The following is a 25,854-nucleotide window of genomic DNA, read 5'->3' on the forward strand; positions in this document are numbered from 1 at the left end:
TGAAAGGCGCACACCCGGCCGTCAGTGCTTGCGGGCGTCCTGCCGGGCGATCCGGTGCGCGAGGGCGCGGGCCGTCCTGCGGGCGTCGATCGCGATCTCACGCAGCATGCCGCTGACGGGGTTGGTGTACCCGGTGAAGTACAGCCCCGGCGCCTCGGCGGGGGTGCGGCCGCCGCGTGTCACCGGCCGGCCGCGGGCGTCGAGCACGCCGAGATGGCCGACCAGCCCCTCGAGCCCGCTCCGGTAGCCGGTCGCTGCGATCACCGCGTCCGGTGCGATACGGGTGCCGTCCGTGAGCACCACCTTGTCGTCGTCCAACGACCAGAGTGCGGCGACCGGTTCGACCTTTCCGCAGCGCACGGCGTCGATCAGGCCGGCGTCCTGGACCGGGATCGCACCGTCCTTCGCCCGGGAGTACAGGCCCGTGTCGGGGCGCGGCAGTCCGTGCGCCGTGAGGTCGGGCACGGTCACCTTCGCCAGCAGTGCGCACGCCCTGTCCACGAGCCGTACCGGCAGCCTGCGCACCAGGATGCCGGAGCGCTGGGCGGGCCAGCCGACGGTGGAACGGCGCACGATGTGCGGGAGGGTGCGTACGGCGAGACGTACCCGGGCTGCGCCGCCCTCGGCCAGGTCGACGGCTATCTCGGCGCCGGTGTTGCCGGCGCCGACGACGAGTACGTCCTTGCCCGCGTACGGGGCGGCGTTGCGGTACTCGCTCGCGTGCAGCAACTCCCGTGTGTACGCCGCGCGGCCCGGCCAGTCGGGCAGTTCCGGGGTGTGGTTGTGGCCGGTGGCCACCACGACGGCCCGCCCGGTCAGCTGCCGTCCGCCCGTGGCGTGCAGCAGCCAGTCGTCGCCCACGGGTTCGATCCGGGAGACCTCGACCCCGGTGATGATCTCCAGCTCGTGGACATCGGCGTACTTCTCCAGGTAGCGGACCATGTCGTCCCGTGAGACCCAGCGGCCGAACGATCGGGGTATCGGCAGGCCCGGCAGCCCGGAGAGCCGGCGGGTGGTGTGCAGGCGCAGCCGGTCGTAGTGGCGCCGCCAGGAGGCGGCGACGGACGGGGACTTCTCGAGCACCACGGCGCGTATACCGCGCTCGCGCAGCGCGGCGGCAGCGGCGAGCCCGCCCGGGCCGCCACCGATGACATAGACGGGCCGGTCGTTCGTCCGGTCGATGCCCGTGTATCTGCCACTGTCCTTTTCGTCTGCCATGCGCGTGAGCGTAATGACCGCTCGCCTTGATGGGTCTCAGTCAAGACGGGGTTCGGTTGCGAATCGATCACGGCCGCGGAGCTCTTGTGTGCACCCCGTAGCCCTCTTGCGCGCACCGGCCTCATCCGCTGAACTGACGTACCGTCAGGAACGCGAGCGGGGAAGTGGGAGGTCCGATGCAGACCGTCTGGCTCACCGGCGCCGAATGGGTCGCCGTCCTGCGAATCGGCCTCGGTCTGTGGTGGCTGGAGAGCTGGCGGCACAAGGACAAGAAGGGCTGGTTCGAGCAGGGGACCGGTATCGCCTGGGCCGCCGACGTCGCCGGCAAGCACAAGTGGCCGCAGGTGCGGACGGGTTTCGAGAAGGTGGTGGCGCCCCGGCCCAGGCTGATGGCGTACGTCGTCGTCTATGCCGAACTCGCCCTGGGGCTCGGGCTGATCGCCGGCTTCCTCACCCCCGTCGCCCTCGTCTGCGGCCTGCTGCTCAATCTGCTCTATCTGGTTCTGATGATCCACGACTGGGCGGAGCAGGGGCAGAACGCCATGATGGCCCTCATATCGCTCGTCGCCCTGTTCACCATGGCCTGGCAGACCTGGTCCCTCGACAGCGCGATCGGACTCTTCCTTTGACCGCGATCCCGGACATCGACGACTTCACCCGCCCCTTCTGGGACGCCGCGGCCGGCGGCGAGCTGCTGATCCGTCGCTGCGGGGCCTGCGCACTGGCCCACCACTACCCGCGGGAGTTCTGCCCGCACTGCTGGAGCGACGACGTCGACTGGGAGCGGGCGAGCGGCCGCGCCACGCTCTACACCTGGTCCGTCGTGCACCGCAACGACCTGCCGCCGTTCGGCGACCGCGTCCCGTACACGGCCGCCGTCGTGGACCTCGCCGAGGGGCCGCGGATGATGACCGGGATCGTCGCGTGCGAGGAGAAGGATCTGCGCATCGGGATGGAGCTGATGGTGTGCTTCCGCAGGGAGGGGGACGCGCCGGCCGTCCCGGTCTTCCGTCCGGCTGCCCGGCGCGCGGCGCACGTCACGGCCACAGAAGCTCCCTGACCCAGGAATCCGCGTCGCGGCGGTAGCGCAGCCGTACGTGCTGCCGCCTCGCCTCGCCCTGGAAGAACTCGACCTCCCGGGGCCGGAGCACGTACAGCGTCCAGGTCGGCACCGGCGCCGCCGGCTCGGCCTGGGCCCGCTCCCATGCCGCGTGCGAGACCTGCGCCAGCTCGTCGAGCGAGCCGAGTACGTCGGACTGCCGCCCGGTCAGCGCGGCGGCCAGCGCTCCGGTCGAGCGGGCGTGCAGATCGGCCTGGCTCTCGGTGGACGAGGCGGTGACCACCGGGCCCCGCAGCCGGATCTGGCGGCCCTGCGCGGCCCAGTAGAAACCGAGCGCCGCCTCGGGAAGGGCGGTGAGCTGGCGGCCCTTGGTACTGGTGGAGTGCGACGCGAAGTGCCAGCCGTGCTCGTCCGCGTCGTGAAGCATCAGCGTCCGGATGTCGGGGCGCCCCTGGTCGTCCACGGTGGCCAGGGTCATGGTGTGCGGCTCGGTCTGCCCGGCCGCCACGGCCTCGGCGAACCACCGGTGGAACAGCGGCAGCGGAGCGCCGGGTGCGGTGGCCGGGTCGAAGGCGGGCAGGGAGATGTCCCACACCCGCTGGGTGCGCAGGAGCGCGCGGAAGGACTCCTGGGACTCGCTCGCGTCGTCGTGATGCGTGGGGTTCATACGGGCATTCAACATCCCGTGACTGCACCACTACGCTTGCAGTGGTACAGCGGGGCAGTGAGCGGTGAGGAGCAGGGCATGAGGCGGAACCTGGCGCGGCGTGCGGCGCTCGTGGACGCCGCGATCGAACTCCTCGCCCGGGACGGCGCGCGCGGTCTGACCTTCAGGGCCGTCGACGCCGAGGCCGGGGTCCCCAAGGGCACCGCATCCAACTACTTCGCCAACCGCGACGACCTGCTCAACCAGGCGGGCGCACGTATCTACGAACGCCTGCGTCCGGACGAGGCCACGATGGAGGCCATGCGCACCGGCCCGGCCACCCGCGCCAGGACCGCGCAGCTCGTACGGGAGATGGTGGAGCGGGTCTCGGCGTTCGGCACCGGCTACCTCGCGCTGCTCGAACTGCGCCTGGAGGCCACCCGCCGGCCCGCACTGCGCGCCCTGCTCACCGCGCGCGTCAGCGAGGACGTCGAGAACAGTGTGAGCGGCCATCTCGCGGCCGGACTGCCCGGTGACGCCGACGCGGTCAGGATGATCTACCTGGCGGCGAACTGGCTGGTCGTGGAGCGCCTCACGCTGCCCGGCGTGTTCTCCGAGCAGCAGGCGGGCGACCTCGTCGCGGAACTGGTCGAGCGGCTGCTCCCCGGCCCTCCCGCGCCGTCGGATCCAGGGTCCCTCTGACCACGGACGACTTTCCGGCCGCGGTGCACGGGGCGCCGACGCGCGCAGGGCCGGTTCCCGGCGGAGGGACCACGCCAATGGCCTCCTGTCACGCCCGGCCGGATCACCCACCGGGCGCTTCGGACCCCGGTCGGCGAGGCTGACCGTGGAGGTGGGTCGTGAAGCAGATGACAGCGGACGTGTGCGTCGTGGGCGCCGGATTCGCCGGACTGGCCGCCGCGAGGCAACTGGCCGCGGCCGGACGCGACGTCGTGGTGCTCGAGGCCAGGGACCGGGTGGGCGGCCGGGTCTGGAACCGGGAGCTGCCGGGCGGCACTGTGGTCTCCGCGGGCGGCACATGGCTGGGGAAGGGCCAGGAAAGGATGTTCCAGCTCTGCCGGGAGCTGGGGCTCGAGGTGTATCCGCAGTACGACGAGGGAGATCATCTCGTGCGCCTCGACGGACTCGATCGCCGCTACCGGGGCGGCATCCCCAAGGCAGGACCCATGGCACTCGCCTCACTCGGGCTGGCGTTCCTGCGTCTGAACCTGATGGCCCGGCGGCTTCCGGCGAACGCCCCCTGGAAGGCCCGGCGAGCACGGGCGTGGGACGCCCGGACGCTCGGGCAGTGGCTCTCCCACCCGCTCAACGTGCCCTCGGCCACGGCACACACGCTCATCAGGTCGACGATGAATCTGCTGTTCTGCGCCGACCCGGCGGAAGTCTCGCTGCTGGGCGCCCTCGTTCTGGCGCGCGGCGGGGGTGGTTTCGGCTACTACACCGACGTCCGGAAGACGGAATCCCATCTCGTGGACGGCGGGGCGCCCGAGCTGGCCCGGCGAATGGCCGAGCGCCTCGGACCGGCGGTGCACCTGTCCAGCCCGGTCCGGCGGATCGTGCAGAACACCACCGACGTGCAGGTCGTCTCCGACGCGCTCAGCGTACGAGCACGGCGGGTGATCGTGGCCACTCCACCTGTGCTGGCGGGCCGGATCTCCTTCGAACCGCCGCTGCCCGCGGCACACAGCCACCTGAGGCAACGGCTGGTGCCCGGGACGATCATCCGGGTGCACACCGAATACCCCGAGCCGTTCTGGAGACAGCAGCAGTTGTCGGGGCAGTCGCTCGCGCCCGAGTCGCTGGTGCCGATCACCATCGACCAGACTCCGCGCTCGGGCACGCCGGGGGTGCTGAGCAGCTACGCGTTCGGTGCCGGGGCCGTGCGGCTGGGGCGCCTGGAGCCCAAGCAGCGCCGGGATGTCTGGCTGGACGCGCTCGCTGAGCGTTTCGGCCCAGCGGCGCGCCGTCCCACCGCGTATCTGGAGACCGACTGGTCGGCCCAGCCGTGGTCGCTGGGCGGGATGGTCGCCCATTTCCCGCCGGGCGCGCTGACGAATTACGGCAGCGCGCTGCGGGAGCCCGTGGGCCGGGTCCACTGGGCGAGTACGGAGTCGGCGACGCTGATGCACGGACTGATGGAGGGTGCGGTGCGCTCCGGCGAGCGGGCCGCCGGCGAGGTCCTGGCCGCCGCGGACCTGTGAGGTCCTCCGGAGGCTGCCGGGCTTGCCCGACCCGGAGGAACGGGCTCTAGCCCCGCCCCAGGACAACCGTGCCGGAGGAGCAGAACCAGCCCCCGGTCCCGGACGCGACCGCCAGTTCCGGGAGCCGCCCCCCGGCCCCCCGGACCTGGCGGTCGCCTGCCTCGCCCCTCAGCTGACGCACCGCCTCGACCAGCAGGAACAGCCCCCGCATACCCGGATGGCAGGCCGACAGTCCGCCGCCGTCCGTGTTCACGGGGAGCCCGCCGTCCCGCAGCAGCCGCCCCTTCTCCACAAAGGCCCCGCCCTCGCCCTTCCCGCAGAACCCCAGGTCCTCCAGGGTCACCAGGGTCATGTAGGTGAAGGCGTCGTAGATCTCGGCGATGTCGATCTCGTCCGGACGTACCCCTGCCCGCTCGAACGCCAGCCGCCCGCTGACCGCCGCCGGGGTCACCGTGAAGTCCTCCCACTCCGACATGGTGGTGTGGGAGACGTACTCACCGGTGCCGAGGATCCACACCGGGGTCCTCGCAGTGTCCGGCACGTACTCCTCGGCCGCGATCAGCACCGCGCAGCCGCCGTCGCTGCGGATGCAGCAGTGCAGCTTGGTGAACGGGTCCGCGATCACCGGACCGGCCAGTACGTCGTCGACGGTGATCGGGTCGCGGAACATCGCCTCCGGGTTGGCGGCGGCGTTCGCCCGCGCCTGGACCGCCACCTCGGCGAGCTGTTCCAGCGTCGTGCCGTACTGGTGCATGTGGCGGCGGGCGGCCATCGCGTACTTGGCGATCAGCGTGTGTCCGTACGGCACCTCGAACTGCAGCGGGCCGCGGCTGCCGAAGGAGAGGTCCGAGGTGCGGCGCCGCGCCTTGATGTCGGCGCGAGCGGTCGATCCGTACACCAGGAGAACGGCGTTCGCGTGCCCGGCAGCGATCGCGTCGGCGGCATGGGCGGCCATGACCTCCCAGGTGGCGCCGCCGACGGCGGTGGAGTCCAGCCACCGGGGCCGCAGGCCGAGATACTCGGCGACCTCGATCGGTGCGAGCGTGCCGAGGCCGGCCGATCCGAAGCCGTCGACCAGCGAGCGGTCGAGTCCGGAGTCGGCGAGCGCGCGGCGGGCGGCCTGGGCATGCAGGGCGTGGGGAGTGGGGCCGTCGACGCGACCGCAGTCCGAGAGGGATGCTCCGACGACGGCGACCTTGCGCGGAGTGGAAGCCATGTATCTGACGGTACATCAGATAGCGTGTGCGGCATGACCCGAAGCACATCCGAAGACGTCGACGGCTATCTCGCCGAGGTGGCGGACCCCGACCGGCTCACCGCGCTGGTCCGTATCCGGGAGCTGTGCCGTACGGAACTGGCCGAGTACGAAGAGGTGATGGCGTACGGCATGCCCGCGTACCGGCGTGTGGGCGGCGAACCGGAGATCGCCTTCGCGAGCCAGAAGCAGTATCTGTCCTTCTACTTGATGCGTCCCGGCGTCCGGGACGCCTTCGAGGAGCGGCTCGCGGGCCAGGACATGGGCAAGGGCTGCCTGCGCTTCCGCCGTATGGAGCGGATCGACTTCGATCTTGTGCGGGACCTGCTGCGGGCGACGGCGGCGGCGCCGGGCGAGGTCTGCTGATCCCGCCCCTGGGCATCCGCGGTGGCGAGGCTTAATATGACGCTCCGTCAGATCCGGCTCGCCGGAGAGGAGCCCGCCCGATGGATGCCGCCTTCACGGCCGAGCAGGACGAGATCCGCCGCACCCTGCGCGAGGTGCTCGCCAAACGGTGCGGCCCGGCCGACCTCAGGACCGCGGTCGGGTCGGACGCCGGGTACGACACCGCGCTGTGGGCCCAACTGGCCGGCCGGCTCGGCCTGCCCGGCCTCGCCCTGCCGCAGGAGTACGGGGGAGTGGGCTGCACCCTCACGGAACTCGCCCTCGCCTGCGAGGAGACCGGACGGGCGCTGCTGCCGTCCCCGCTGCTGGCCACGGCCGGCCTGGTGGCACCGCTGATCATGGCACTCGGCACCCCCGGGCAGCGCGCCGAACTGCTGCCGCGTGTCGCGGACGCCTCGCTGACCTGCGCACTTGCCGTGCCGGGGGACAGCCTCGGGCAGGCCCTCGGGCTGACCGGCGACCCGGGGGCGGGAGCCTGGGCCGGGGGCGGGCGGGCAGGCGGTGTCCAGGCGCGGCAGGAGCGCGGGGGCGGCTGGCTGCTGTACGGGGAGGCCGGCCAGGTCCTCGACGGCCACAGCGCCGGGCTGCTGCTGGTCGCGGCGCACACCGGAGGTTTCGCGCGCAGCCGTACGCTGCTGTTCCTGGTCCGGGGGCAGACCGCCGGGCTGTCGCGGACCCGGCTGACCACGCTGGACGAGACACGGCCGCAGGGGTGCATCGAACTGCGGGATGCCGCCGCCGAGTTGCTGGGCGAAGCGGACGAGGGTGACGCGGTGGCGGACGCGCTGGCGGCCGCCGGGACGGCTGCGGCCGTGCTGCTGGCCGCCGAGTCCGCGGGCGCGGCCGGAAGCGCGCTGGACCGCACGGTCGAGTACGTCCGGACCCGGGAGCAGTTCGGCCGGGCGATCGGCTCCTTCCAGGCGCTCAAGCACCGGCTGGCGGACCTGTACGTACTTGTGCAGGCGGCCCGCTCGGCGGCGTACCACGCGGCCCGGGACAAGGCCGCCGGCCCGCTCGCCCTGGCGGCCGGCCTGGAGACCCTGCGCACGGTGGCCGGGGAGGCCATTCAGCTGCACGGCGGCATCGGCTTCACCTGGGAGCACGAGGCGCACCTGTACTTCAAGCGGGCCGCCGCGGACGAGCTGCTGTTCGGCCCGGTCCACCGCCTGCGCGACCGGGCGGCGGAGCGAGCCGGGCTCTTCGCACGCGAGGGGGTGGCGTGATGGCGCCCGGTCGCCGCCTGGTCCAGAAGGTCTCCTCGACCCGTGTCTTCGCGCGCGTGGCCCCGCATTTCATCCCGGCCATGGACCGCGCGGTGCACCGTCTGACCCGCGGAAAGGTCCTGCTCAGCGCCCGGATGCTGCCCGGCGTCGTGCTCACGGCCCGCGGTGCGAGGACGGGTCTGCCGCGGACCACACCGCTGGCGTGCATGCCGGAGGAGCCGGGCACATGGCTGCTGATCGGCTCCAACTTCGGCCGCCCCGGTCACCCGTCCTGGACGGCGAACCTGCTGGCCCATCCGGCCGCCGAGATCAGCTGGAAGGGCAGCACGATCCAGGTCCACGCCCGGCTGCTGACGGGCGAGGAACGCAGGGCGGCATGGGAGGCGGCGCTCAGGTTCTGGCCCCCGTACGCGACGTACCAGTCCCGGATCGCCCGCGAGATCCGGCTGTTCCGGCTGACGAGACGGTGACGCGACCGCCGGGCCTGCGGGTGGTGGCGCACCTGTGCCGGGCCGTTCTCCCGGGCCGGCGCCCGCACGGGCCTTCGGCCCGTGTCCGCTCGGAGCTGCCCGCGCCCCGGAGGGGGTGCCACCGCGGGGAATGTGCGCAAACGCGCCGACGGCGGTCACCGGATGGTGAACCGCCGTCGGTGTGACAGGACTTGGCGTACCGCGTCGCGGCCTCGTTACTTCGTCGGCTTCTTGCCCGTGATGCCCAGATGCACCAACAGCGACAGATTCGGCTTGAGTTCGGCCTGCTTCACACCCCAGGTCGTGAAGCCCTTCTGGTGCGACGCGACCGCCGCCAGCATCGCCACCAGTGCGCCGGCGATCGCCGGGGGGCTGACGTCCTTGTCGACCTTGCCCTTGGACTGGAGATCTTTCACCGCCTCCGTAAGGGAGTTGGTGACCGAATTCAGGATCTTCATGCGGATCTTGTAGAACCGCTTGTCGCCCTCCGCCGCGCCGAGATCCACCACCCGCAGGATCGCGTCGTGACGCCGCCAGAAGTCCAGGAAGCCCTCGACCAGATCCTCGGACGTCTGCGCGCCCGCCTTGCCGACCCAGGAGCGTCCGGCGACCAGTTCGGTCAACCCTGCACCCTCCTTGGCCATTTCCTCCGCGATCTCGAGTACGGCACCCTCGACATCGGGGAAGTACTGGTAGAACGTCGCGGGCGAAGTGCCCGCTTTCCGGGCCACGTCGATGACCTTGACGTCCCGGTACGGCGAGGAGCTGAGCATCTCGCTGAGGCAGTCGAGCAGCTTCTGCCGCGTCGCCTGGCCGCGTCGTCCGGCCACCCGGCCGTCGACGGTACGTACTTGTCCTGTCATGCCGTCAGCTTACCGAGGGGTGATCGGCGCGCGATTCGGCCGACTGCAAATGGGGTGCAGCTGGCAGAAGGCAATGGTGTTATCAACAGCCTGTGGATAACTTCCGTGGACAACTCAACGAAATCCGCTCCGGGGGAGCTGCCCGATCACGCCCATATGGTCAAATGTTCAACTTGATTCCGTGCGCCACGCGTGAAGCACCGTTAACTTGAGTGTGACGGGTGCCACACGGAAGGAATCACGTCCATGGCCGCATTCACAGAAGGCGCGCCGTGTTGGGTGGACGCGTCTCTCCCCGATGTCGAGGCGGGCAAGCGCTTCTACGGCGATCTCTTCGGGTGGACCTTCGTCGGGCGGGGTGGCGAAGAGCTTCCCGGTGGCGGGACCCGCAGCCGGTATGCCGACGCCTACAGCGGCGACAAGCTGGTCGCCGCCCTCGTGCCCAAGCGGGACGGGCGGATGCCCACCGTCTGGAGCGTCTACTTCGCCACCCCGGACGCCGTCGCCCTCAGTCGCCGGATCCGGGAGGCGGGCGGCCAGATGATCATGGACCCGCTGCCGGTGGGCAAGGCGGGGGTCGTGGCGGTCGCCGCGGATCCGGGCGGCGCGGTCTTCGGACTCTGGCAGGCCGGGGACCAGCCCGGTTTCGAGAAGATGGGCGTGCCCGGCACGTTCTGCTGGACCGAGGTGTACACCCGGGACAAGGACACCGCCGACGACTTCTACGAGTCGGTCTTCGGCTTCCAGGGCACCGACCTGCCCGGCGCGCCCGTCGACTTCCGGATGTGGTCGCCCGCCGGTACCGAGCCGGGCGAGCGTACGGCCGTCGGCGGGCGCACCCTGCTCACCGACGCCTTCCCGGCCGAGATGCCCGGCCACTTCCTCGTCTACTTCTGCGTCGAGGACTGCGACTGGACGGCCGAAACGGTCGTCCGGCTCGGCGGCCGCGTCCAGGCTCCGCCCTTCGACATTCCGTACGGGCGGATCGCGGTGCTCACCGACAACCAGGGCGCCGCCTTCGCGGTCCTCTCGGAGCCCAGTGCGCCCGGACAGCCCGCCGATCAGCGCGCCGACCGGCCTGCCGAACAGGCCACCGGCCGGGCCGCCGATCAGCCCCCCGACCAGGAGCGGGGCGGGGAGCAGAAGCAGGAAGAGCGCGAGGCGAAGGGCGAGGCGGAGGGACGTCGGAAGCCCCGCGAGGACGATGACGCCGACGAGGGCGGCGACGCCGAGGACACCCCGCGTACGCAGGAATCCTGAACGCGGTAGGCCCGCCGGACGTATACGACACTGCGTACCCCCTGCCCCTTCGGCCTGCCATGCCCGAAACGGGGTGAGACACCCCGATCCGCCCCCGGGTTCGCAACCGTCGCCCGGGAAAGGAAGAATCAGGGTGCGCACCGCTGTGGGCTTCGGTGGTGGGACGCTTCACGGGGCTGTAAATGACGGACCCGATTCGACCTGGGGCCCGTACGGGGAGGTGGCAGGCAGGTATGGAGCAGCTGACGCAGCACGACCCGAGACGGATCGGTCCGTTCGAGGTGCTGGGCCGGCTTGGTGCCGGTGGCATGGGACTGGTCTATCTCGCCCGGTCGGCATCAGGCCGGCGAGTGGCGATCAAGACCGTGCGTACCGAGCTCGCCGAGGACCAGCTGTTCCGGGTCCGTTTCACACGCGAGGTGGAGGCAGCTCGCGCCGTCAGCGGCTTCTACACCGCGGCCGTGGTGGACGCCGACCCACGGGCGGCCGTCCCGTGGCTGGCCACCGCGTACGTTCCCGCCCCCTCGCTCGAGGAGATCGTGAACGAGTGCGGGCCGCTGCCCGCGCAGGCGGTGCGCTGGCTCGCGGCGGGCATCGCGGAGGCGCTGCAGTCCATCCACGGCGCGGGCCTGGTCCACCGCGATCTCAAGCCGTCCAATGTGCTGGTGGTCGAGGACGGGCCGCGCGTCATCGACTTCGGTATCGCGTCCGGCGTCTCCAACACCCGGCTGACCATGACCAACGTCGCGGTCGGCACGCCCGCGTACATGTCGCCCGAGCAGGCGCGCGACTCGCGCAGCGTGACCGGGGCGAGCGATGTGTTCTCGCTCGGCTCCACCCTGGTCTTCGCGGCCACCGGTCATGCGCCCTTCCACGGCGCGAACCCGGTCGAGACCGTCTTCATGCTGCTGCGCGAGGGTCCCGACCTGGCGGGCCTGCCGGACGAGCTGCGGCCGCTGATCGACTCGTGCATGCAGATGGAGGCCGGACGGCGGCCCACGCCCGAGGATCTGCAGGCCCAGCTCGCCCCGCATCTGTTCTCCTCCGGCGGTGACGACGACAGCGGTACGGCCTCGGCCTGGCTGCCCTTGAGCGCCACCACGATGATCGAGGCCCGCCGCGGCGGCGTCCGCCCCCAGGCTGCTCTGCCGGCCGCGCCACGCCCCGCCGACCCGGTCCCCGCCACTCCGCCGCGGCCCCCTCGGCCGCCCGCGCCCGTCCCCGACCACGAAGCGGACTGGCGCAGCGGCGGCGACCCGCGCAGCGGCCGGTCGGCGCAGGTACCCGCGCACGCCGCGGCCGCTCCCGTACGGCTGCCTGGCTCGAACGTGCCGATCGGCCCCGGTCCGCGTGCCGCGGACGCCTCCCGCCTCGCCCAGGCCGAGGCGGGACCGGCGACCGGCTGGATCCGCCCGCCTGCCGGGCTGAACGGCTCCGAAGCCGCGGGCGGCGCCGTACCGTCCACGGTGCCCGCTCCCGCGCCGGCTCCGGACACCGCCCCCTCGCACTGGCGCCCGTGGCGTTTCCGTATGTCGAACGACGTCTGGGGCACCCCCGTCGTCGACGGCGATCTGCTCTATGTCACCTCCTTCGAGGTGCACGCCCTGGACGTGGCCAGCGGCCGGCGCCAGTTCAAGACGCGCGACGTCGCCTGGGCGATGGCCGTGGCCGCGGGCCGTATCCACGCCTCCGACGGGCCCTCGCTGTACGCGCTGGACGCGGCGACCGGCAGCGAGCGGTGGCGCCTGCAGACCGATGCCTGGGTGTACTCCCTCAGGGTCGACCGCGGCACCGTCCTCACCGGCACCCGCGGCGGCGGCGTCCAGGCCTGGGAGGCCTCCAACGGCGAGAAGCTGTGGGAACTGACCGGGGCCCAGAGCGACTTCGAGACCGCGGAGGCGGGTCCCGAGATCTTCGGCGACACGGTGTACGTGTGGAAGGACGCCCGGCTCCGCGCGCTGGAGGCGCGCACCGGCGACGAGCGCTGGTCGTACCCGGTCGGCGACGCCGCGTCCTGCGGCAACGTCCCGGTCCGGGTGCACCCCGCGTCCGACGGCTATGTGTATGTCGCGGCCGGCACCCGTGTCCTGGCTGTCGACAACGCCTCCGGCCTGGTGCGCTGGCACTTCGAGGCCCCGGCGGTGTTCCTGTCCCCGCCCACCTTCGCGCCCGGCCCCGCGGTGACGGGCGGCGGCGTGTATCTCGCCGACTACCTCGGCACGGTGTACGCGCTGGACGCCACGACCGGCAAGGACCGCTGGCGGATCGCCACCGAGGCGCGCCAGTCCATCGAGCCGGTCCTGGTCGCCGGCGGCAACGTCCATGTGGGCAGCGGCAACGCGCTCTACACGCTGGACGCGGTCACCGGCACGCCGCTGTGGCGGTTCCCGGCCGGCGGAGAGGTCATCGGCGCCCCGGTCGTGGCCGACGGGCGGGTGCACTTCGGCTCTGCCGACCATGTGCTCTACACGCTCGACGCGAGCGGCGGCCAGCTGCGCTGGAAGCTCGCGACGGGCGGCGAGATCACCGGCTCCCCGGTGGCGCAGAACGGTGTCGTCTACGCGTGCAGCAAGGACCGCTGCGTGTACGCGCTGGACGCGGTCAAGGGCACGGCCACCGGCCGCGGGGGGCGATGAGCCCCGCGACCGGGAACGGGCGCGGGGCGTCGCACGGGGCGGACCGTCCGTTGGCGGCGCGCCCCCGTCCGGCGTAGCGTCGTGATCGAGAGCGGCTGGAAGAGGGAGGCCGGCGATGATCCGCAACGTCATCGGCTCACTCCTCGCTCTCGCCGGAGCGACGGCCGCCGTATGGAGCCCCTTCCGTGACTGGTACGACGGCCGTCCCGGGCGCGACTACCGCATCCAGGACCTGTTCAGCGGCATCACCGGCGCAGGGGCCGAGCTCACCACCTCGATCCTGCTGCCTTTCGTCTTCGCCGCACTGGTGACCCTGGTCGGTGTCGCACTGCGCTCGCGGCTGCTGGTGGCGTTCTCCGGACTGATCGTGCTCGGCTTCACCGTCCTGTGGACGGTCCGCCAGGGTCAGGCTGCGGGCAGCCTCACCGTCGGCGGTGACGCGGCGGCTCTCGGCACCGGGGTCGCCACCGCGTTCGGCGGTGGGGTGCTGCTGTTGATCGGGGCCGCGGTGATGAGCGGGCGGGGCCGCAGGCACGGGCGCGTGGAGTCGTACGACGAGGAACCGCCGGCGTACCCCTATGTGCCGCCGGACGAGCAGGAGCCGTACGGCGGGACCCCACGGCCCGGACCTGCCGAGCCGTACGACCGGCCGGCGCCCTACGGACAGCCCCCGCCGTACGGGCAGCCGCCGCCCTTCGACCCGTACGGGCCCGAGGGGCCGCCGACGCTGCCCATTCCGGACAGGCCCGACGAGCGCTGAACGACCGCTGCTAGGGTGACGTGAGCTCGTCAAGGAGCCCATCCACCCACACTTTCAACGGGGGTTGAAACGTGAAGATTCGTCATGTCCGCGCTGTTGCCGTCTTCGGAATCGTTCTCGTCGCGCTGACCGGGGCCCGCGGCTCGGGCGGCGGCAGCTGCGGCGGCAGCTCCAGCAGCTCCAGCGGCGGCAGCAGCACCGGTGGCAGCAACCACGACAACGACAACAGCACGACCACCGGTGGGGGGTCGGTCTCCGGCGGTGGCTCCAGCGCCAACCAGGCCATGCGTGACATCAGCATCGCCAAGTGCGGGCTGGACGCGGCGGGCAAGAACCTCACCGCGCGCCTCACCATCAGGAACAGCGACTCCCTGGACTACAACTACAACGCGAGCGTGCAGTTCAAGGGTGAGGTCGGTGGCCCGAGCGCGGACCTGGCCGTCGCCAGGCTCGACGCCGCCGCCGTCCCGGCGGGCGAGTCCGTGACGAAGGAGATCAGCACGCCGTACACCGGCTCCGGTGACGGCTCCGAGTACAAGAAGTGCGAAGTAGTCCTCGCGAGCCGTACCGCGAGCTGAGCTCGCACAGGGTCTTCGGCCCGGAACCGGCCGCTGCTAGGGTGACGCGCGCTCGTTCGAGCGCGCACATCCGGCCACAGGGCCAGGGGGGTTGAAACGTGAAGATTCGTCATGTCCGTGCGGTCGCCGCCTTCGGCATCGTCCTGATCGCGTTGACCGGTGCCCGCGGTTCGCGCGGCGGCGGCTGCGACAACGACAGCAGTTCCAGCTCCTCCAGCTCGAGCGGCGGCGGCAGCACCACCGGCGGCGGCCACTACGACGACGATGACGACATCGACGTCACGTCCGGCGGCGGTTCCGCCTCCGGCGGTGGCGACGCCACCCAGACGCCCGGCGCCGGGGGCGTGACCGGTCCGGTCGACGCGAGGGGGGAGGTGGAGATCGACTTCTGCAGCATCGACCCCGGGGGAACGCTGCTCAGGGGTCAGCTCTCCATCGACAACCAGAGCGACGCGGACCAGAGCTACGACATCAAGGTGCACTTCGCGGGCGACGGCGGAGAACCGGTGGTCGCGCAGCTCGACGATGTGACGGTCGCCGCGTACAGCAACTACACCACCGATGCCAGCGCCCCCTATGCCGGCTCCGGCAAGCCACGGGACGACCGGGGGTGCTGGATCGTCAGCGCCACCCGTACCGCCGAGGCCTCCTGACACCACCCGTACGGCCGCGGCTGCCTGGGCCCGGTCCGGGCTGACCTTGTCGGGCGTGCGACGCTCCCCCAGAGCTTCTCCCCCAGGACTCCGTCCGGGGGGACCCCCAGGAGGTACCCCGGGCTACGGCACCTCGCTGTGTTGTCGGAGTCGCCCAAGTGCGTCCGGTACGAGGGCGATCTCCTCCGGCCTCCGGCCGGGCGGTACCCCTACCGGCCTGCGATACGTCCCCTCGGCCCTGGTGGGCCTGGGGAGGCCTCATGTCTCGGCCCTGGTGGGCCTGGGGAGGCCTCATGTCTCGGCCCTGGTGGGCCTGGGGAGGCCTCATGTCTCGGCCCTGGTGGGCCTGGGGAGGCCTCATGTCTCGGCCCTGGTGGGCCTGGGGAGGCCCCATGCCTCGGCCTGGTGGGCCTGGGGAGACCGCATGCCTCGGCCTGGTGGGCCTGGGGAGGCCCCATGCATCCGACGCCGCAGGCTGATCCTCGAAGACCGCCCGGACAGGGCCTAGCGCAGCCGGTACCCGCCCCTGCCGTGGCCGCTCGTGAACAGCTCGGCCTGCCGCTCCGGCGGCAGGTTGCCGAGCGCGATCAGGTGCGGGGCATGGGCGAGGGCCTGCGTCCGGGCGGCCTCGGTCGCCGACCACACCGCGCGCACCGTCCCCTGCACCGCGTCCGCCGGGTACGCCGCCACCACGGCCGCCGCCCGCAGCGCGGCTGCCGCCGCGCCGCCCGGTTCGGTCAGCTCCGAGACCAGTCCCGTCTCGTACGCCCGCCGGGCCGACGTCCGCTCGGCGGTCCCCATCAGTGCCAGGCGGGCGACCTCGCCCGGCGGCATCCGCTGTGCCAGATACACCGACTCGTAGGCGCTGACCATCCCGTACGTCGTGTGCGGGTCGAAGAACGTGGCCTCGCGCGACGCGACGACGAACTCGCTCTCGCCGAGCAGATAGAACGCGCCGCCGCAGGCCATCCCCTCCACCGCCGCGATCACCGGTATCCACAGGTCGTTCGCCTTCGGGCCGATCGCGATCAGCGGATCGTCGACCGAGTACGGGGACGAGGGCTGCGGCACCTCGGCGCCGCGGTCGATCCCGGTGCAGAACGCCCGTGTCCCCGCTCCCGTCACCACCGCGGCGCGCACCGAGTCGTCGTATCTGAACCCCCGCCATACGCGGCACAGTTCCTCCGCCATCGCCAGGTCGATCGCGTTGTGCCTGCCGGGCCGGTCCAGCGTGACGAGGGCGACGCCGGTGTCCTTGTCCGTCTCCACCCGGATGCTCATGCGCGCTCCAGCAGCCAGCGCGGTACGACCGTCCCGTCCGCGAGCTCGGTGAACGCCACCCTCAGCTGCGCCCCGATGCGCAGGCGGGCGGGATCGACCGAGTTCAGTGCCGCGTCCGGCGCGGCCACCACGTTCCCGACGAGCCGGATGCGGGGCACTTCCGCGAGTTCGACGACGACCGTGTTGTAGGGGGCCTGGGCGGCGTACTCGGGCAGCAGCGGCGGATGCGGGAGCACGTACGACCAGATCCGGCCCCGGCCGCTCATCCTGCGCCACTCGCTGTCGAACGACTGGCAGTGCGGGCAGCAGGGGCGCGGCGGGAAGCGCAGCTCCCCGCAGGCGGCGCAGGCCTGGATGCGCAGCTCGCCCTGTGCGGCGTACTGCCAGAAGGGCGCGCCGTCCTCGTCGACCACGGGTGTGAGCATCTCAACTCCTCAGCAGAACAGCCGAAGTGGGCACGCCCTCGCCCGCCGTGACCAGACAGGTCGCGGCGCCCGGCACCTGGGCGGTGGAGGTGCCGCGCAGCTGCTGCACGCCCTCGGTGATGAGGTTGAAGCCGTGGACGTACGCTTCGCTCAGCCCGCCGCCACCGGTGTTGAGGGGCAGCCGGCCGCCGATCTCCAGAGCGCCGCCCTCCGTGAAGGCCGCACCTTCTCCGCGGCCGCAGAAGCCGTAGCCCTCGAGCGAGAGCGGGACCAGCGCGGTGAACGCGTCGTAGATCTGGGCGACATCGACGTCGTCCGGCCCGAAGTCGGCGTTCTTCCACAGCTGGCGAGCGGCCGTCCATGCGGGGCCGGTCAGCGGGTCGTCGTTCCAGTAGTTGACCATGCCGTGGTGCTGGGCGGGCAGGCCCTGGGCGGCCGCGTGGAGGTACACGGGTCTGTGGCGGCAGTCGCGGGCCCGCTCGGCGCTCACGATCACACAGGCCAGCGCGCCGTCCGTCTCCAGGCAGTTGTCGAACAGGCACAGCGGCTCGCTGATCCAGCGGGAGGTCATGTACATCTCGCGGGTCAGCGGTCGTTCGTACATGATCGCGGCCGGGTTCTGGTTGGCGCGGTTGCGGCAGGCGAGTGCGACGTTGAAGAGGTGGTCCCGGGTGGCGCCGTACTCGTGCATGTAGCGCCGCGCCAGCATGCCGATCTCGTCGGCGGGCCGCAGCAGGCCGAAGGGCCGGGTCCACTGGCCCGGGGTGGGCAGCTGCGCGGCGGTGTTCTTCCAGGGCCGCGGGCCCGAGCCGCGTTTGCGTGAGCGCCACGCCACTCCGACGCTCGCCTGCCCGGTGGCGACGGCGGCGGCGAGATGGGCGAGGGTCGCGCACGAACCGCCGCCCCCGTACCCGACCTTGGAGAAGAAGGTGACGTCGCCCGCCCCGATGGCCTTGGCCACCTCGACCTCGTCGGTCTCCTCCATCGTGTACGAGGCGAAGCCGTCCACCTCGGAGGGTGCGATGCCCGCGTCGTCCAGTGCGGCCAGGATCGCCCGGCACGCCAGGGTCTTCTCGGATTCAGGGAGTTGTTTCGCGAAGGGGGTCCGGCCGATCCCGGCTATCGCTGTCGCGTCCTTGAGGCTCGCCATGTGGGGGAGGGTACAGCTAATCTGACGTACCGTCAGCTACTGTGAGGGAGGCTAGCCATGCGACGTGGTGACCTGGAGTGGGGCTCCGTCCCGAGGCTGGTACGGGACGCCGCGCGGCGTCACGGGGAGCGGGAGGCCGTCGTCGAAGGCCGCACCCGTGTCACCTACGCCGAGCTCGGCGACCGCGTCGAGCGCGCGGCGGCCGCCTGCATCGCCGCAGGCGTCCGCAAGGGAGACCGGGTCGCCGTGTGGGCGCCCAACACCCTCGACTGGATCGTCTCCGCCCTCGGGGCAGTGAGCGCCGGCGCCGTCCTCGTGCCCCTCAACACCCGTTTCAAGGGCACCGAGGCCGCCTACGTCCTCCAGCGCTCACGCACCAGACTGCTCTTCGTCACCGGCACCTTCCTCGGCACCTCGTACGTCGCCTCCCTGCGCCGCGCGGACGTGGCACTGCCCGATCTGGAACAGGTCGTGGTACTCGCCGACAGCGCGCCCGACGCCCCCGGTTACCGCACCTGGAAGGAGTTCCTCGCGGACGGCGACGCCGTCACAGGCGCCCAGGTGCGCGCCCGCGCGGACAGCGTCACCGCCGACGACCCGTCCGACATCGTCTACACCTCGGGCACCACCGGCCGCCCCAAGGGCGCCGTCATCACCCACGCCCAGACCCTGCGCTGCTACGACCTGTGGAGCGAACTCGCCGGACTGCGCGAGGACGACCGCTATCTGATCGTGAACCCCTTCTTCCACACCTTCGGCTACAAGGCGGGCATCATCGCCTGCCTGACCCGGGGCGCGACCATGGTTCCTCAGCCGGTCTTCAACGTGGACACCGTCCTCGCCAACATCGCCGCCGAACGGATCTCGGTGCTGCCGGGCCCGCCCACCCTCCACCAGTCCCTGCTCGACCACCCCGCCCGCGACCGCCACGACCTGAGCGCGCTGCGCCTCGTCGTCACCGGAGCGGCCGTCGTCCCGCTGCGGCTCGTCGAACGGCTGCGCACCGAACTGCGCATCGCCACCGTCCTGACCGCCTACGGCCTGTCCGAGGCGAGCGGCATCGTCACCATGTGCCGCCGCGGCGACGACCCCTCCGTCATCGCCTCCACCTCCGGCCGCGCGATCCCCGGCACCGAGGTGAAGGTGCTCGCCGGGCCGGGCGAGCCGGGGGAGGTCCTGGTGCGCGGACACAATGTCATGCGGGGCTACTTCGAGGACCCGCAGGAGACCTCCCGCGCCATCACACCGGAAGGCTGGCTCCGCACCGGGGACGTGGGCGTCCTCGACGACGCGGGCAACCTCCTTATCACCGACCGGATCAAGGACATGTTCATCGTCGGAGGCTTCAACGCCTACCCGGCCGAGATCGAGCAACTCCTGGGCCTGCACCCCGACATCGCGGACGTGGCGGTGATCGGCGTCCCGGACCCGCGGCTCGGCGAGGTGGGCAAGGCGTATGCGGTCCGGCGCGACGGCTCGACACTCACGGCGGACGATCTGATCGCCTGGTCGAGGCGGGAGATGGCGAACTACAAGGTCCCACGGCAGGTGGAGTTCGTCGGGGAGCTGCCGCGCAACGCGAGCGGCAAGGTGCTCAAGACGGAACTGCGAGCTCAGTCGGCCCTGCGCCCGGCGACATAGCGTTCACAGACCGCTCGGTGCTCCGGGAATTTTGCTTCAGAGTGACGAAATGTGCGCGGTGTGCGGCAGGCGTACGAGACGGCACGCCTGCCCCGCGCAACCGCCGCAACAGTGGCACACGGCACCGGCCCGGTTCCGCGCAGGCCGCGGTACCGGGCCGGGCCCGATCGTGGGGTGGTCAGCCGTGGAGGCGGACCGGGATCTCCTGCCAGCCGTACGCGATGAACGACGGCACCTGCTTCAGCTCGTCCGCCTGCCGTGCCAGCCGCAGGTCCGGGTAGCGCTCGAACAGCGCGGGCAGGGCCGTCAGCGCCTCCATGCGTGCCAGCGGCGCTCCGATGCAGCGGTGCACGCCGATACCGAAGGCCAGGTGGTCGTCCGCGCCGCGCGCGGTGTCGAAGACGGTGGCGCTCTCGCCGTAGTGCGCCGGGTCGCTGCCCGCGGCCGCGTACGTCGTCACGATCGCGTCGCCGGCCGGGATGGTGACCCCCTCGATCGTGATGTCATCCACCGCGAACCGCAGCGGCAGTGTGGCGATCGACGGGTGGATGCGCAGCACCTCGTCGATCACCGCGTCCCAGCCGCGCTCGCCGGAGCGGACCGCCGCCAGCTGGTCGGGGTGCCGGAGCAGCGCCACCACGGCGTTGCCGATCAGGTTGACCGTCGTCTCGAAGCCGGCGCCGATCACCAGCAGCAGGGTGTAGAGCAGCTCCTCGTCGCTGAGCCGGTCGCCGTCCTCGTCGCGGACCCTGATCAGCTCGGTGGTCATGTCGTCGCCAGGGAGCTCGCTCTTGTGCGCGATCAGCGCGCCCAGCACCGCCCCGATCTGCTGCTGCACGAAGGCGGCGTGTTCGGGCGACGGGTCGGAGGTGTCCATGATCGCGGCGATCAACGTGCCGGTGTCCGGGCGCAGTTCGTCCGGCACCCCGAACAGCTCGCAGATCAGCTGCATCGGCAGCGGGTGCGCGAAAGCGGCCCGTACGTCCACCACCTCGCCGGAGGCGCCCGCCGTGTCCAGCTGCTCCAGCAGCTCCGCGGTGATCTTCTCGACACGGGTACGCATCGCCTCGGTGCGGCGCGCGGTGAAGCTGGGCGCGACCAGCTTGCGCAGCCGGGTGTGGTCGGGGCCGTACGTCGAGAGCATGTTGACCACGCCGACCCAGCCAAGGATCCAGCCCCAGGCGGGGTGTTCGCCGACCTCGGGCCACAGCGACCAGTGCTTGCGCGGGTCCTTGCTGACCTGCGGGTCCAGGATCAGCGCCTTGAGGGTGTCGTAGCCGGTGGGCGCCCAGGCGGGGATGCCGCCCGGCAGCTCGACGGGTACGACCGGACCGAGGGCGCGCAGCCGGGCGCTCTCGGCGATGATGTCCGCGCCGAACGGGTCGATGGCCACACGGGTGGACGCGGTCATGCTCGGCCTCCTGGCTGGTCGGGGGTGCGGGGCGTGAAGCGGACGGGCAGCGCCGTCAGCGAGCGGTGGAACGGCCCGGGGCGCCAGGTCAGGCGTTCGCGGGGCAGGACCGGATCCAGGTCGGGAAGCCACTGCGTGAGGCGTTCGATCGCCTCGGTGGCGATCAGGAGGGTGTGCTGCTTGACGGGGCAGGTGTGCGCGCCCGCCGAGAACGACATGTGCGAGGCGTCGTGCGGATGGTGGGTGCCGGCGAACTCCAGCTCGGCGAAGTGGGCCATCGCCCCGAAGGAGATGACGATCGGGACGGCGGCCTGCAGCCACATGCCGTGGAAGCTCATCGGCTTGCGGGCGAAGTGGATGTCGTAGTTGGCCAGCGGGGTCTCGTAACGCAGCACCTCCATCACGGCGTCCATGACGGGACGCGCTCCGGAGGTGAGGGTGGAGTAGTACGCAGGGTTGCCGAGGATGCGCGAGAGGGCGTTGGAGATCAGGTTCGACGTCGGCTCGTGGCCCGCGCCGAGCGTGAGGAACACCTGCCAGGTGACCTCCTCGGGCGTGAGGGCGAGCGGGTGGTCGAGCAGGGCGCTGGTCAGGTCGGGGCCGCGTTCGGCCATCTTGGCGCCGATCAGCTCCAGGACGTACCTGCCGTACTCGGCCTCGCCCTCGGCGGCCCGCTCGCCGCCCTCCATCATCTGGCCGAGCGCGGCGTCGAGGCGGCCGGACTCGCTGTCGGGCAGTCCGAAGAGGTTGTTGAAGATCAGCGCCATCATCGGGCGGGCGAACTCGCCGACCAGATCGGCCTGTCCGTTCGGACCGAAGCGGGAGAGAAGGACATCCACCGCGTGGTGCACCCGCTCACGCAGGTCGTGCGGCTCGACCATGGCGAAGGCGTCGACGAGGGTGCGGCGGTAGCGGACGTGTTCCTCGCCGTCCGCGAAGAGGGTGTTGGGCCGCCAGCGCATCATGCCGAGGATCGGTGAGTCCTCGGCGACCGTCGCCTCCCAGGGGCGCGGGTCGACGGAGAACGACTCCTCGTCGTGCAGCAGGTCGAGTGCGGCTCGGCGGTCCGTGACCACGTACGCGGGGATGCCGGGGGCGAGCTCCGCCCAGCCGATCGGGCCCTGGGCCTTGAGCGTCGCGTAGTAGCTGTGCGGGTCGGCGGCGAAGCCGTCCTCCCACAGCCGTACCGGCGCGGTGAGTTGGAAGGCATCGGCGTGCGCGGGATAGGGGTTCACCGGGTCTCCGGGCTGTTGCGGGTGATGAGGTGCTGGACGAGTGCGAGCAGCGCGTCGATGGAGGCGTTGGTGTCGCGCGCGTCGCAGGCCACCATCGGCGTCTGCGGATCCAGGTCGAGGGAGCGGCGCAGCTGCTCCTCGGTGTACTGCTTGGAGTCGGGGAACTGGTTGAGCGCGACGGCGTACGGCAGCCCCGACTCCTCCACCAGGCCGAGCACGTCGAACGAGTCGTCGATCCGGCGGGTGTCGACCAGCACCAGGGCACCGAGCGCCCCGTAGGCGATGTCGTCCCACAGGGCCCGGAAGCGTTCCTGGCCCGGAGTGCCGAACAGGTACAGCACGACCCCGCCGTTCAGCGAGATCCGCCCGAAGTCGATGGCGACGGTCGTGGTCGTCTTGTCCCGTACGCCGGCGAGGTCGTCCACCGGGACGGACGCCTCGGTCAGATGTTCCTCGGTGTGCAGCGGCCTGATCTCCGACACCGAGTCGATCAGCGTGGTCTTGCCCACGCCGAACGGGCCGGTCACCAGGATCTTCACCAGCTCGCGGGCGGTGTCCGGGAGGTGCAGTCCGTTCTCGCGCGAACGGGTCCGGCCGGCGGGGCTAGAGCTTGAGGGCGCGGAGGCCATCGGCCACTCTCTTCAACAGGTCACGGTCGGGAAGGGCGGCGAAGGGTACGGGCGGGCGGGCTCTCGCCAGCCCCTGGTCGATCAGGGCGGCGGCGAGCACGCGGATCGCGGAGACCGGCAGCCGCAGCAGCGCGGCGGACTCCACGACGGTCAGCGAACCGCCGTCCAGTGCCCGCAGCAGCGCCTGCTGGGCGGCGGGGAGCGTGGCGGGCACCGGCCCGCCGCCTCCGGTCAGCACCGACAGACGCTCCAGGCTGTTGCGGGTGGGCCGGGCCACCCCACCGGTCGACAGATACGCGGGGACCAGTGGCCGGCCCCCGCTCCGGCGGCCGGTCATACCGGGTGGCCGCCGTCGCCGGCGCGGGGCGCCGCGGCCATCGCCTTCTCACCGAGCCGGGCCACCTGCGAGTGGACCCGGTGGCCGAGCAGGTCGAGCCGTACCTCGGGATCGCCGTAGGCGGCGACACAGGTGCCGTGCGCGGTGGGCGCGACCAGGATGTAGCCGTGGTCGGACTCGATGACGACCTGCCGCAGCTGGGCGGCCTCCTGGTCCGCGAAGGCGGCCGCCGCGGTGCGGCAGGCGCCCTGCACGGTGCTGATGATGGCGGCGACCCGCTCGGCGGACTCCTGCGCGAGGGCCGCGGAGAAGCCGGAGACGAGTCCGTCCCTGGTCAGCAGTACGGCCGCCCGCACATGCGGGATCTCCAGGATCGGGTCGAGCACCCACGCCGTCTCGCCGGGGTCACGGCTGGTCATCGGTGATCGGTCCCTTCGGTGTCGACGGCCTTACGGGCCGCGGCTGTTGCGGACTGCAGGGCACCGAGCGCCGCGGCGGACTCCTCGGGAGTACGGGCGGGCGCGGCCGGTGCCGCAGGGGAGGCGGTCCCGGTCGCCGGGTCCTCGGCGCGGACACGGCGCCGGCGCTGGGGGAGCGCGTCGTCGTCGGGGGCCGGATCATTCTCGTGGCCGGCCGGCTGGTCGTACGGAGCCCGGGGCTCGGGCGCCGGGGCGTGCCGCACGTCCGCGCGTACCTTCAGGGTCCTGTCCGCGTCGGCCGCGTCCGGCTCCGACCCGGCGGTCCGGTGCGTGGAGCGGGGTGCGCTGGCGGCGGGCGGGTGCAGGTCCGGGTCGATATGGCTCAGGAGGTGGTTCTTGACGAGCAGGACCGCGCGGACGCCGCCGTAGGGGGAGGGCATCGACAGGTCGACGGAGAGGTCGAACTGCCGGGTCAGCTGGCCGATCGCGGCCAGTCCCATCCGGGGCGGGTCGCCGAGCTCGGAGAGCAGGATGGGGTCCTTGCCGGCCACCATCCGCTGGGCGGCGGCCCGCTCGTCGGCGGCCATGCCGACACCGGCGTCGTCGACGGTCACCGAGACGCCGTGGTGGGCGCGCTCGAGGTTGACCACGACGGTGGTGTCCGGGGCGGAGTGGCGCAGGGCGTTGTCGAGGAGTTCGGCGACGATGATGGCGACCGGCTCGACGGCATGGGAGACGAGGGCGGTGCCGGGCTCGAGGTGGTTGTGCACCTGGACGCGGTCGTAGCCGACGAGCCGGGCCTGACCGCCGGTCACGGCGTCGACGAGATGCGACTCCTCCCGGGCGAGTCCCACCCAGGCCCCGCAGACCACCGCGGCGACCTGGGCGCGGCGCAGGGACTGCTCGTTCTCGTGGTCGAGAGCGAACAGGGTCTGCGCCAGCTCGGGGTCGTCGTACTTCTGCTGCAGTCCGCGCAGCACGTCCTGGAGCCGGTAGAGCCCGGCCTGGATCTCCCGGGTCGTGCCGCGCATCCCGGCGCGCGCCGCGGCGTCCACGCGCTTGCGCTCATGGGCGATGGCGGTCACAAGTCCCTTGAGGACGTTGTCCATTCCCGCGTCCAGTGCGGTCCCGGTGACCTCGGGCCGCAGCGGTCCCGGCACCTGGATGTGCGGGTGCGCGGCCCGGGTGGCCTCGGCGGGCATCCGCTTCTCGGCCAGATGCGCCACCTCGGCGGCGAACGCCTGGGCGGCGCGGTCGACTTCGTACCGGGCGGCGTCCAGATGGGCGCGCAGGGTCTCGATCTCCGCGCGCTGCTGTGTGCGGTGCCTGCGCGACCGCAGCAGGCCGCCGCCCAGGAGGAGGGTCACCGACAGCGTCCCGGCGGCCAGGCCACCGGCGGCCAGGTCGGGTATCTCGATCATCGAAAAGACCTCGGGAGGGCAGGGGTGTGGGGCCGTCCCTGGGACGGGACTGGGCCAGTACACACTGCCAGCGGCCGGTTGCGCTCGGTTTTGGCTGAAGATCCTTTCGAATGTGCCCGAGGGGTGTCCCATTGCTTCCGCAATGTCTGATCAAGTGTCAGGGGTCATGGGCGAAAGGGGAATTCAGGGTCCGGACTCCGGACACACGTCGGCCGCGGCGGCTCCCCCTCCGCGCCGCCGCGGCCGTTCCCCGTCGTGTGTGGCTAGTTCACCCCTTGGGCGGGGTGGGTGAGTGGTGGTCGCCCATCGTGGTGATGCCGCCGTCGGCCGGCGGGACGGGCGAGTGGTGGTCACCGAGGGTGGTGACGGTGCCGTCCTTCGGCGGGACGGGGGAGTGGTGGTCGCCCTGCGTCGTCGCCGTGCCGTCCTTCGGCGGGGTCGGGGAGTGGTGGTCACCGAGGGTGGTGATGCCGCCGTCCTTCGGCGGGACCGGGGAGTGGTGGTCGCCCATAGTGGTGATCTGCTCGTCGTTGCTGTCGGTGCTGCTCATGTGTCCGTCCCCCATGGGATTGCCCTACATGACTGAAGGTGGCCTTCCGCCCGGAGACTCCCCCGAGGGTCGCCGGACAGAAGGCCAGTTGCGATCCGCTTGCCCC

At 71.9% G+C, this 25,854-nt stretch carries 26 protein-coding genes and 1 pseudogene; 13 read left to right on the forward strand and 14 right to left on the reverse strand.

Features of this window, described 5'->3' with window-relative positions; genetic code table 11:
- Positions 1-21: 21 nt before the first annotated feature.
- Positions 22-1,218: a flavin-containing monooxygenase gene (locus tag OHS70_RS20780; protein ID WP_328399298.1), complete on the reverse strand. Its 1,197-nt coding sequence runs from the start codon at positions 1,216-1,218 to the stop codon at positions 22-24.
- 176 nt (positions 1,219-1,394) lie between these two features.
- Between OHS70_RS20780 and OHS70_RS20785 the strand changes: the two genes are divergently transcribed.
- Positions 1,395-1,847 carry a DoxX family membrane protein gene (locus OHS70_RS20785; RefSeq protein ID WP_328399299.1) on the forward strand — a complete coding sequence of 151 codons (453 nt, stop codon included), beginning with the start codon at positions 1,395-1,397 and terminating at the stop codon, positions 1,845-1,847.
- Positions 1,844-2,278, forward strand: a complete 435-nt coding sequence (locus tag OHS70_RS20790) for a Zn-ribbon domain-containing OB-fold protein (RefSeq protein ID WP_328399300.1) — start codon at positions 1,844-1,846, stop codon at positions 2,276-2,278. Before OHS70_RS20785 ends, OHS70_RS20790 begins: the two co-directional genes overlap by 4 nt.
- Here the strand turns inward: OHS70_RS20790 and OHS70_RS20795 are convergent.
- Entirely contained in the window at positions 2,256-2,945 is a 690-nt protein-coding gene (locus OHS70_RS20795; RefSeq protein ID WP_328399301.1) for a pyridoxine/pyridoxamine 5'-phosphate oxidase, read from the reverse strand. The genes OHS70_RS20790 and OHS70_RS20795 overlap by 23 nt on opposite strands.
- A gap of 78 nt (positions 2,946-3,023) precedes the next feature.
- On the opposite strand from OHS70_RS20795, the gene OHS70_RS20800 reads away from it, so the two are divergent.
- Entirely contained in the window at positions 3,024-3,626 is a 603-nt protein-coding gene (locus OHS70_RS20800; RefSeq protein WP_328399302.1) for a TetR/AcrR family transcriptional regulator, read from the forward strand.
- Between the two features lie 167 nt (positions 3,627-3,793).
- Entirely contained in the window at positions 3,794-5,146 is a 1,353-nt protein-coding gene (locus OHS70_RS20805; RefSeq protein WP_328405789.1) for a flavin monoamine oxidase family protein, read from the forward strand.
- 46 nt (positions 5,147-5,192) lie between these two features.
- On the opposite strand, the gene OHS70_RS20810 is transcribed toward OHS70_RS20805, so the two are convergent.
- Positions 5,193-6,362: a thiolase C-terminal domain-containing protein gene (locus OHS70_RS20810; RefSeq protein WP_328399303.1), complete on the reverse strand. Its 1,170-nt coding sequence runs from the start codon at positions 6,360-6,362 to the stop codon at positions 5,193-5,195.
- Between the two features lie 33 nt (positions 6,363-6,395).
- Here OHS70_RS20810 and OHS70_RS20815 point away from each other — a divergent pair, with 33 nt between their 5' ends.
- From OHS70_RS20815 to OHS70_RS20825, 3 genes are all read left to right on the forward strand, one after another.
- Positions 6,396-6,767, forward strand: coding sequence for an iron chaperone (locus OHS70_RS20815; protein WP_328399304.1), 372 nt, complete (start codon positions 6,396-6,398; stop codon positions 6,765-6,767).
- Between the two features lie 80 nt (positions 6,768-6,847).
- Positions 6,848-8,029, forward strand: coding sequence for an acyl-CoA dehydrogenase family protein (locus OHS70_RS20820; RefSeq protein ID WP_328399305.1), 1,182 nt, complete (start codon positions 6,848-6,850; stop codon positions 8,027-8,029).
- Positions 8,029-8,499 carry a nitroreductase family deazaflavin-dependent oxidoreductase gene (locus OHS70_RS20825; RefSeq protein WP_328399306.1) on the forward strand — a complete coding sequence of 157 codons (471 nt, stop codon included), beginning with the start codon at positions 8,029-8,031 and terminating at the stop codon, positions 8,497-8,499. Before OHS70_RS20820 ends, OHS70_RS20825 begins: the two co-directional genes overlap by 1 nt.
- Positions 8,500-8,714: 215 nt before the next feature.
- Here OHS70_RS20825 and OHS70_RS20830 read toward each other — a convergent pair whose 3' ends face one another.
- A complete protein-coding gene (locus OHS70_RS20830) occupies positions 8,715-9,362 on the reverse strand; it encodes a TetR family transcriptional regulator (RefSeq protein WP_328399307.1) in 648 nt (215 codons plus the stop codon).
- Positions 9,363-9,608: 246 nt separating this feature from the next.
- Between OHS70_RS20830 and OHS70_RS20835 the strand changes: the two are divergent.
- The 5 genes and pseudogenes from OHS70_RS20835 to OHS70_RS20855 all read left to right on the forward strand — a co-directional run.
- Positions 9,609-10,409, forward strand: a pseudogene (locus tag OHS70_RS20835) (VOC family protein); the annotation flags it as partial.
- Positions 10,410-10,855: 446 nt separating this feature from the next.
- Positions 10,856-13,258 (forward strand): outer membrane protein assembly factor BamB family protein, encoded by a 2,403-nt coding sequence (locus tag OHS70_RS20840; protein WP_328399309.1) that lies wholly within the window; start codon positions 10,856-10,858, stop codon positions 13,256-13,258.
- Positions 13,259-13,373: 115 nt separating this feature from the next.
- The gene (locus OHS70_RS20845; protein ID WP_328399310.1) at positions 13,374-14,018 is read left to right on the forward strand and encodes a hypothetical protein; all 645 of its coding nucleotides are present in this window, start codon (positions 13,374-13,376) and stop codon (positions 14,016-14,018) included.
- A gap of 71 nt (positions 14,019-14,089) precedes the next feature.
- Positions 14,090-14,596 carry a hypothetical protein gene (locus OHS70_RS20850; protein ID WP_328399311.1) on the forward strand — a complete coding sequence of 169 codons (507 nt, stop codon included), beginning with the start codon at positions 14,090-14,092 and terminating at the stop codon, positions 14,594-14,596.
- Between the two features lie 98 nt (positions 14,597-14,694).
- On the forward strand, positions 14,695-15,249 hold the full coding sequence (locus OHS70_RS20855) for a hypothetical protein (RefSeq protein ID WP_328399312.1): 555 nt from the start codon (positions 14,695-14,697) through the stop codon (positions 15,247-15,249).
- A 504-nt stretch (positions 15,250-15,753) separates the two neighbouring features.
- Here OHS70_RS20855 and OHS70_RS20860 read toward each other — a convergent pair.
- From OHS70_RS20860 to OHS70_RS20870, 3 genes are read right to left on the reverse strand one after another with little or no spacing between them, the layout of a single operon-like run.
- Complete coding sequence (locus OHS70_RS20860) at positions 15,754-16,530, reverse strand: enoyl-CoA hydratase/isomerase family protein (RefSeq protein ID WP_328399313.1); 777 nt, start codon at positions 16,528-16,530, stop codon at positions 15,754-15,756.
- The gene (locus tag OHS70_RS20865) at positions 16,527-16,955 is read right to left on the reverse strand and encodes a Zn-ribbon domain-containing OB-fold protein (protein WP_328399314.1); all 429 of its coding nucleotides are present in this window, start codon (positions 16,953-16,955) and stop codon (positions 16,527-16,529) included. Before OHS70_RS20865 ends, OHS70_RS20860 begins: the two co-directional genes overlap by 4 nt.
- A 1-nt stretch (position 16,956) precedes the next feature.
- The gene (locus OHS70_RS20870) at positions 16,957-18,105 is read right to left on the reverse strand and encodes a lipid-transfer protein (protein WP_328399315.1); all 1,149 of its coding nucleotides are present in this window, start codon (positions 18,103-18,105) and stop codon (positions 16,957-16,959) included.
- 57 nt (positions 18,106-18,162) lie between these two features.
- On the opposite strand from OHS70_RS20870, the gene OHS70_RS20875 reads away from it, so the two are divergent.
- Positions 18,163-19,746, forward strand: a complete 1,584-nt coding sequence (locus OHS70_RS20875) for a FadD3 family acyl-CoA ligase (RefSeq protein WP_328399316.1) — start codon at positions 18,163-18,165, stop codon at positions 19,744-19,746.
- Positions 19,747-19,924: 178 nt separating this feature from the next.
- Here OHS70_RS20875 and OHS70_RS20880 read toward each other — a convergent pair whose 3' ends face one another.
- The 7 genes from OHS70_RS20880 to OHS70_RS20910 form a co-directional block, all read right to left on the reverse strand.
- Complete coding sequence (locus OHS70_RS20880) at positions 19,925-21,157, reverse strand: cytochrome P450 family protein (RefSeq protein WP_328399317.1); 1,233 nt, start codon at positions 21,155-21,157, stop codon at positions 19,925-19,927.
- Positions 21,154-22,392 (reverse strand): cytochrome P450, encoded by a 1,239-nt coding sequence (locus OHS70_RS20885; protein ID WP_328399318.1) that lies wholly within the window; start codon positions 22,390-22,392, stop codon positions 21,154-21,156. The genes OHS70_RS20880 and OHS70_RS20885 overlap by 4 nt, the downstream gene beginning before the upstream one ends.
- Positions 22,389-23,021: a GTP-binding protein gene (locus OHS70_RS20890; protein ID WP_328399319.1), complete on the reverse strand. Its 633-nt coding sequence runs from the start codon at positions 23,019-23,021 to the stop codon at positions 22,389-22,391. Before OHS70_RS20890 ends, OHS70_RS20885 begins: the two co-directional genes overlap by 4 nt.
- The gene (locus tag OHS70_RS20895) at positions 22,996-23,358 is read right to left on the reverse strand and encodes a DUF742 domain-containing protein (protein ID WP_328399320.1); all 363 of its coding nucleotides are present in this window, start codon (positions 23,356-23,358) and stop codon (positions 22,996-22,998) included. Before OHS70_RS20895 ends, OHS70_RS20890 begins: the two co-directional genes overlap by 26 nt.
- Positions 23,355-23,777 carry a roadblock/LC7 domain-containing protein gene (locus OHS70_RS20900; RefSeq protein ID WP_328399321.1) on the reverse strand — a complete coding sequence of 141 codons (423 nt, stop codon included), beginning with the start codon at positions 23,775-23,777 and terminating at the stop codon, positions 23,355-23,357. The genes OHS70_RS20895 and OHS70_RS20900 overlap by 4 nt, the downstream gene beginning before the upstream one ends.
- Entirely contained in the window at positions 23,774-25,198 is a 1,425-nt protein-coding gene (locus OHS70_RS20905; RefSeq protein ID WP_328399322.1) for an ATP-binding protein, read from the reverse strand. The genes OHS70_RS20900 and OHS70_RS20905 overlap by 4 nt, the downstream gene beginning before the upstream one ends.
- Positions 25,199-25,466: 268 nt before the next feature.
- Positions 25,467-25,748, reverse strand: a complete 282-nt coding sequence (locus OHS70_RS20910; RefSeq protein WP_328399323.1) for a hypothetical protein — start codon at positions 25,746-25,748, stop codon at positions 25,467-25,469.
- Positions 25,749-25,854 lie beyond the last annotated feature (106 nt).

The sequence above is a fragment of the Streptomyces sp. NBC_00390 genome, assembly GCF_036057275.1.
Classification (GTDB): Bacteria; Actinomycetota; Actinomycetes; order Streptomycetales; family Streptomycetaceae; genus Streptomyces.

Excerpts from the sequence above, each read along its gene's own strand:
- OHS70_RS20865 (WP_328399314.1), bottom strand. The coding sequence starts at position 16,955 with ATGCTCACACCCGTGGTCGACGAGGACGGCGCGCCCTTCTGGCAGTAC.
- OHS70_RS20840 (WP_328399309.1), top strand. The coding sequence starts at position 10,856 with ATGGAGCAGCTGACGCAGCACGACCCGAGACGGATCGGTCCGTTCGAG.
- OHS70_RS20800 (WP_328399302.1), top strand. The coding sequence starts at position 3,024 with ATGAGGCGGAACCTGGCGCGGCGTGCGGCGCTCGTGGACGCCGCGATC.
- OHS70_RS20805 (WP_328405789.1), top strand. The coding sequence starts at position 3,794 with ATGACAGCGGACGTGTGCGTCGTGGGCGCCGGATTCGCCGGACTGGCC.
- OHS70_RS20880 (WP_328399317.1), bottom strand. The coding sequence starts at position 21,157 with ATGACCGCGTCCACCCGTGTGGCCATCGACCCGTTCGGCGCGGACATC.
- OHS70_RS20900 (WP_328399321.1), bottom strand. The coding sequence starts at position 23,777 with ATGACCAGCCGTGACCCCGGCGAGACGGCGTGGGTGCTCGACCCGATC.
- OHS70_RS20780 (WP_328399298.1), bottom strand. The coding sequence starts at position 1,218 with ATGGCAGACGAAAAGGACAGTGGCAGATACACGGGCATCGACCGGACG.
- OHS70_RS20860 (WP_328399313.1), bottom strand. The coding sequence starts at position 16,530 with ATGAGCATCCGGGTGGAGACGGACAAGGACACCGGCGTCGCCCTCGTC.
- OHS70_RS20820 (WP_328399305.1), top strand. The coding sequence starts at position 6,848 with ATGGATGCCGCCTTCACGGCCGAGCAGGACGAGATCCGCCGCACCCTG.
- OHS70_RS20815 (WP_328399304.1), top strand. The coding sequence starts at position 6,396 with ATGACCCGAAGCACATCCGAAGACGTCGACGGCTATCTCGCCGAGGTG.
- OHS70_RS20870 (WP_328399315.1), bottom strand. The coding sequence starts at position 18,105 with ATGGCGAGCCTCAAGGACGCGACAGCGATAGCCGGGATCGGCCGGACC.
- OHS70_RS20845 (WP_328399310.1), top strand. The coding sequence starts at position 13,374 with ATGATCCGCAACGTCATCGGCTCACTCCTCGCTCTCGCCGGAGCGACG.
- OHS70_RS20785 (WP_328399299.1), top strand. The coding sequence starts at position 1,395 with ATGCAGACCGTCTGGCTCACCGGCGCCGAATGGGTCGCCGTCCTGCGA.
- OHS70_RS20895 (WP_328399320.1), bottom strand. The coding sequence starts at position 23,358 with ATGACCGGCCGCCGGAGCGGGGGCCGGCCACTGGTCCCCGCGTATCTG.
- OHS70_RS20795 (WP_328399301.1), bottom strand. The coding sequence starts at position 2,945 with ATGAACCCCACGCATCACGACGACGCGAGCGAGTCCCAGGAGTCCTTC.
- OHS70_RS20830 (WP_328399307.1), bottom strand. The coding sequence starts at position 9,362 with ATGACAGGACAAGTACGTACCGTCGACGGCCGGGTGGCCGGACGACGC.
- OHS70_RS20905 (WP_328399322.1), bottom strand. The coding sequence starts at position 25,198 with ATGATCGAGATACCCGACCTGGCCGCCGGTGGCCTGGCCGCCGGGACG.
- OHS70_RS20810 (WP_328399303.1), bottom strand. The coding sequence starts at position 6,362 with ATGGCTTCCACTCCGCGCAAGGTCGCCGTCGTCGGAGCATCCCTCTCG.
- OHS70_RS20890 (WP_328399319.1), bottom strand. The coding sequence starts at position 23,021 with ATGGCCTCCGCGCCCTCAAGCTCTAGCCCCGCCGGCCGGACCCGTTCG.
- OHS70_RS20910 (WP_328399323.1), bottom strand. The coding sequence starts at position 25,748 with ATGAGCAGCACCGACAGCAACGACGAGCAGATCACCACTATGGGCGAC.
- OHS70_RS20825 (WP_328399306.1), top strand. The coding sequence starts at position 8,029 with ATGGCGCCCGGTCGCCGCCTGGTCCAGAAGGTCTCCTCGACCCGTGTC.
- OHS70_RS20875 (WP_328399316.1), top strand. The coding sequence starts at position 18,163 with ATGCGACGTGGTGACCTGGAGTGGGGCTCCGTCCCGAGGCTGGTACGG.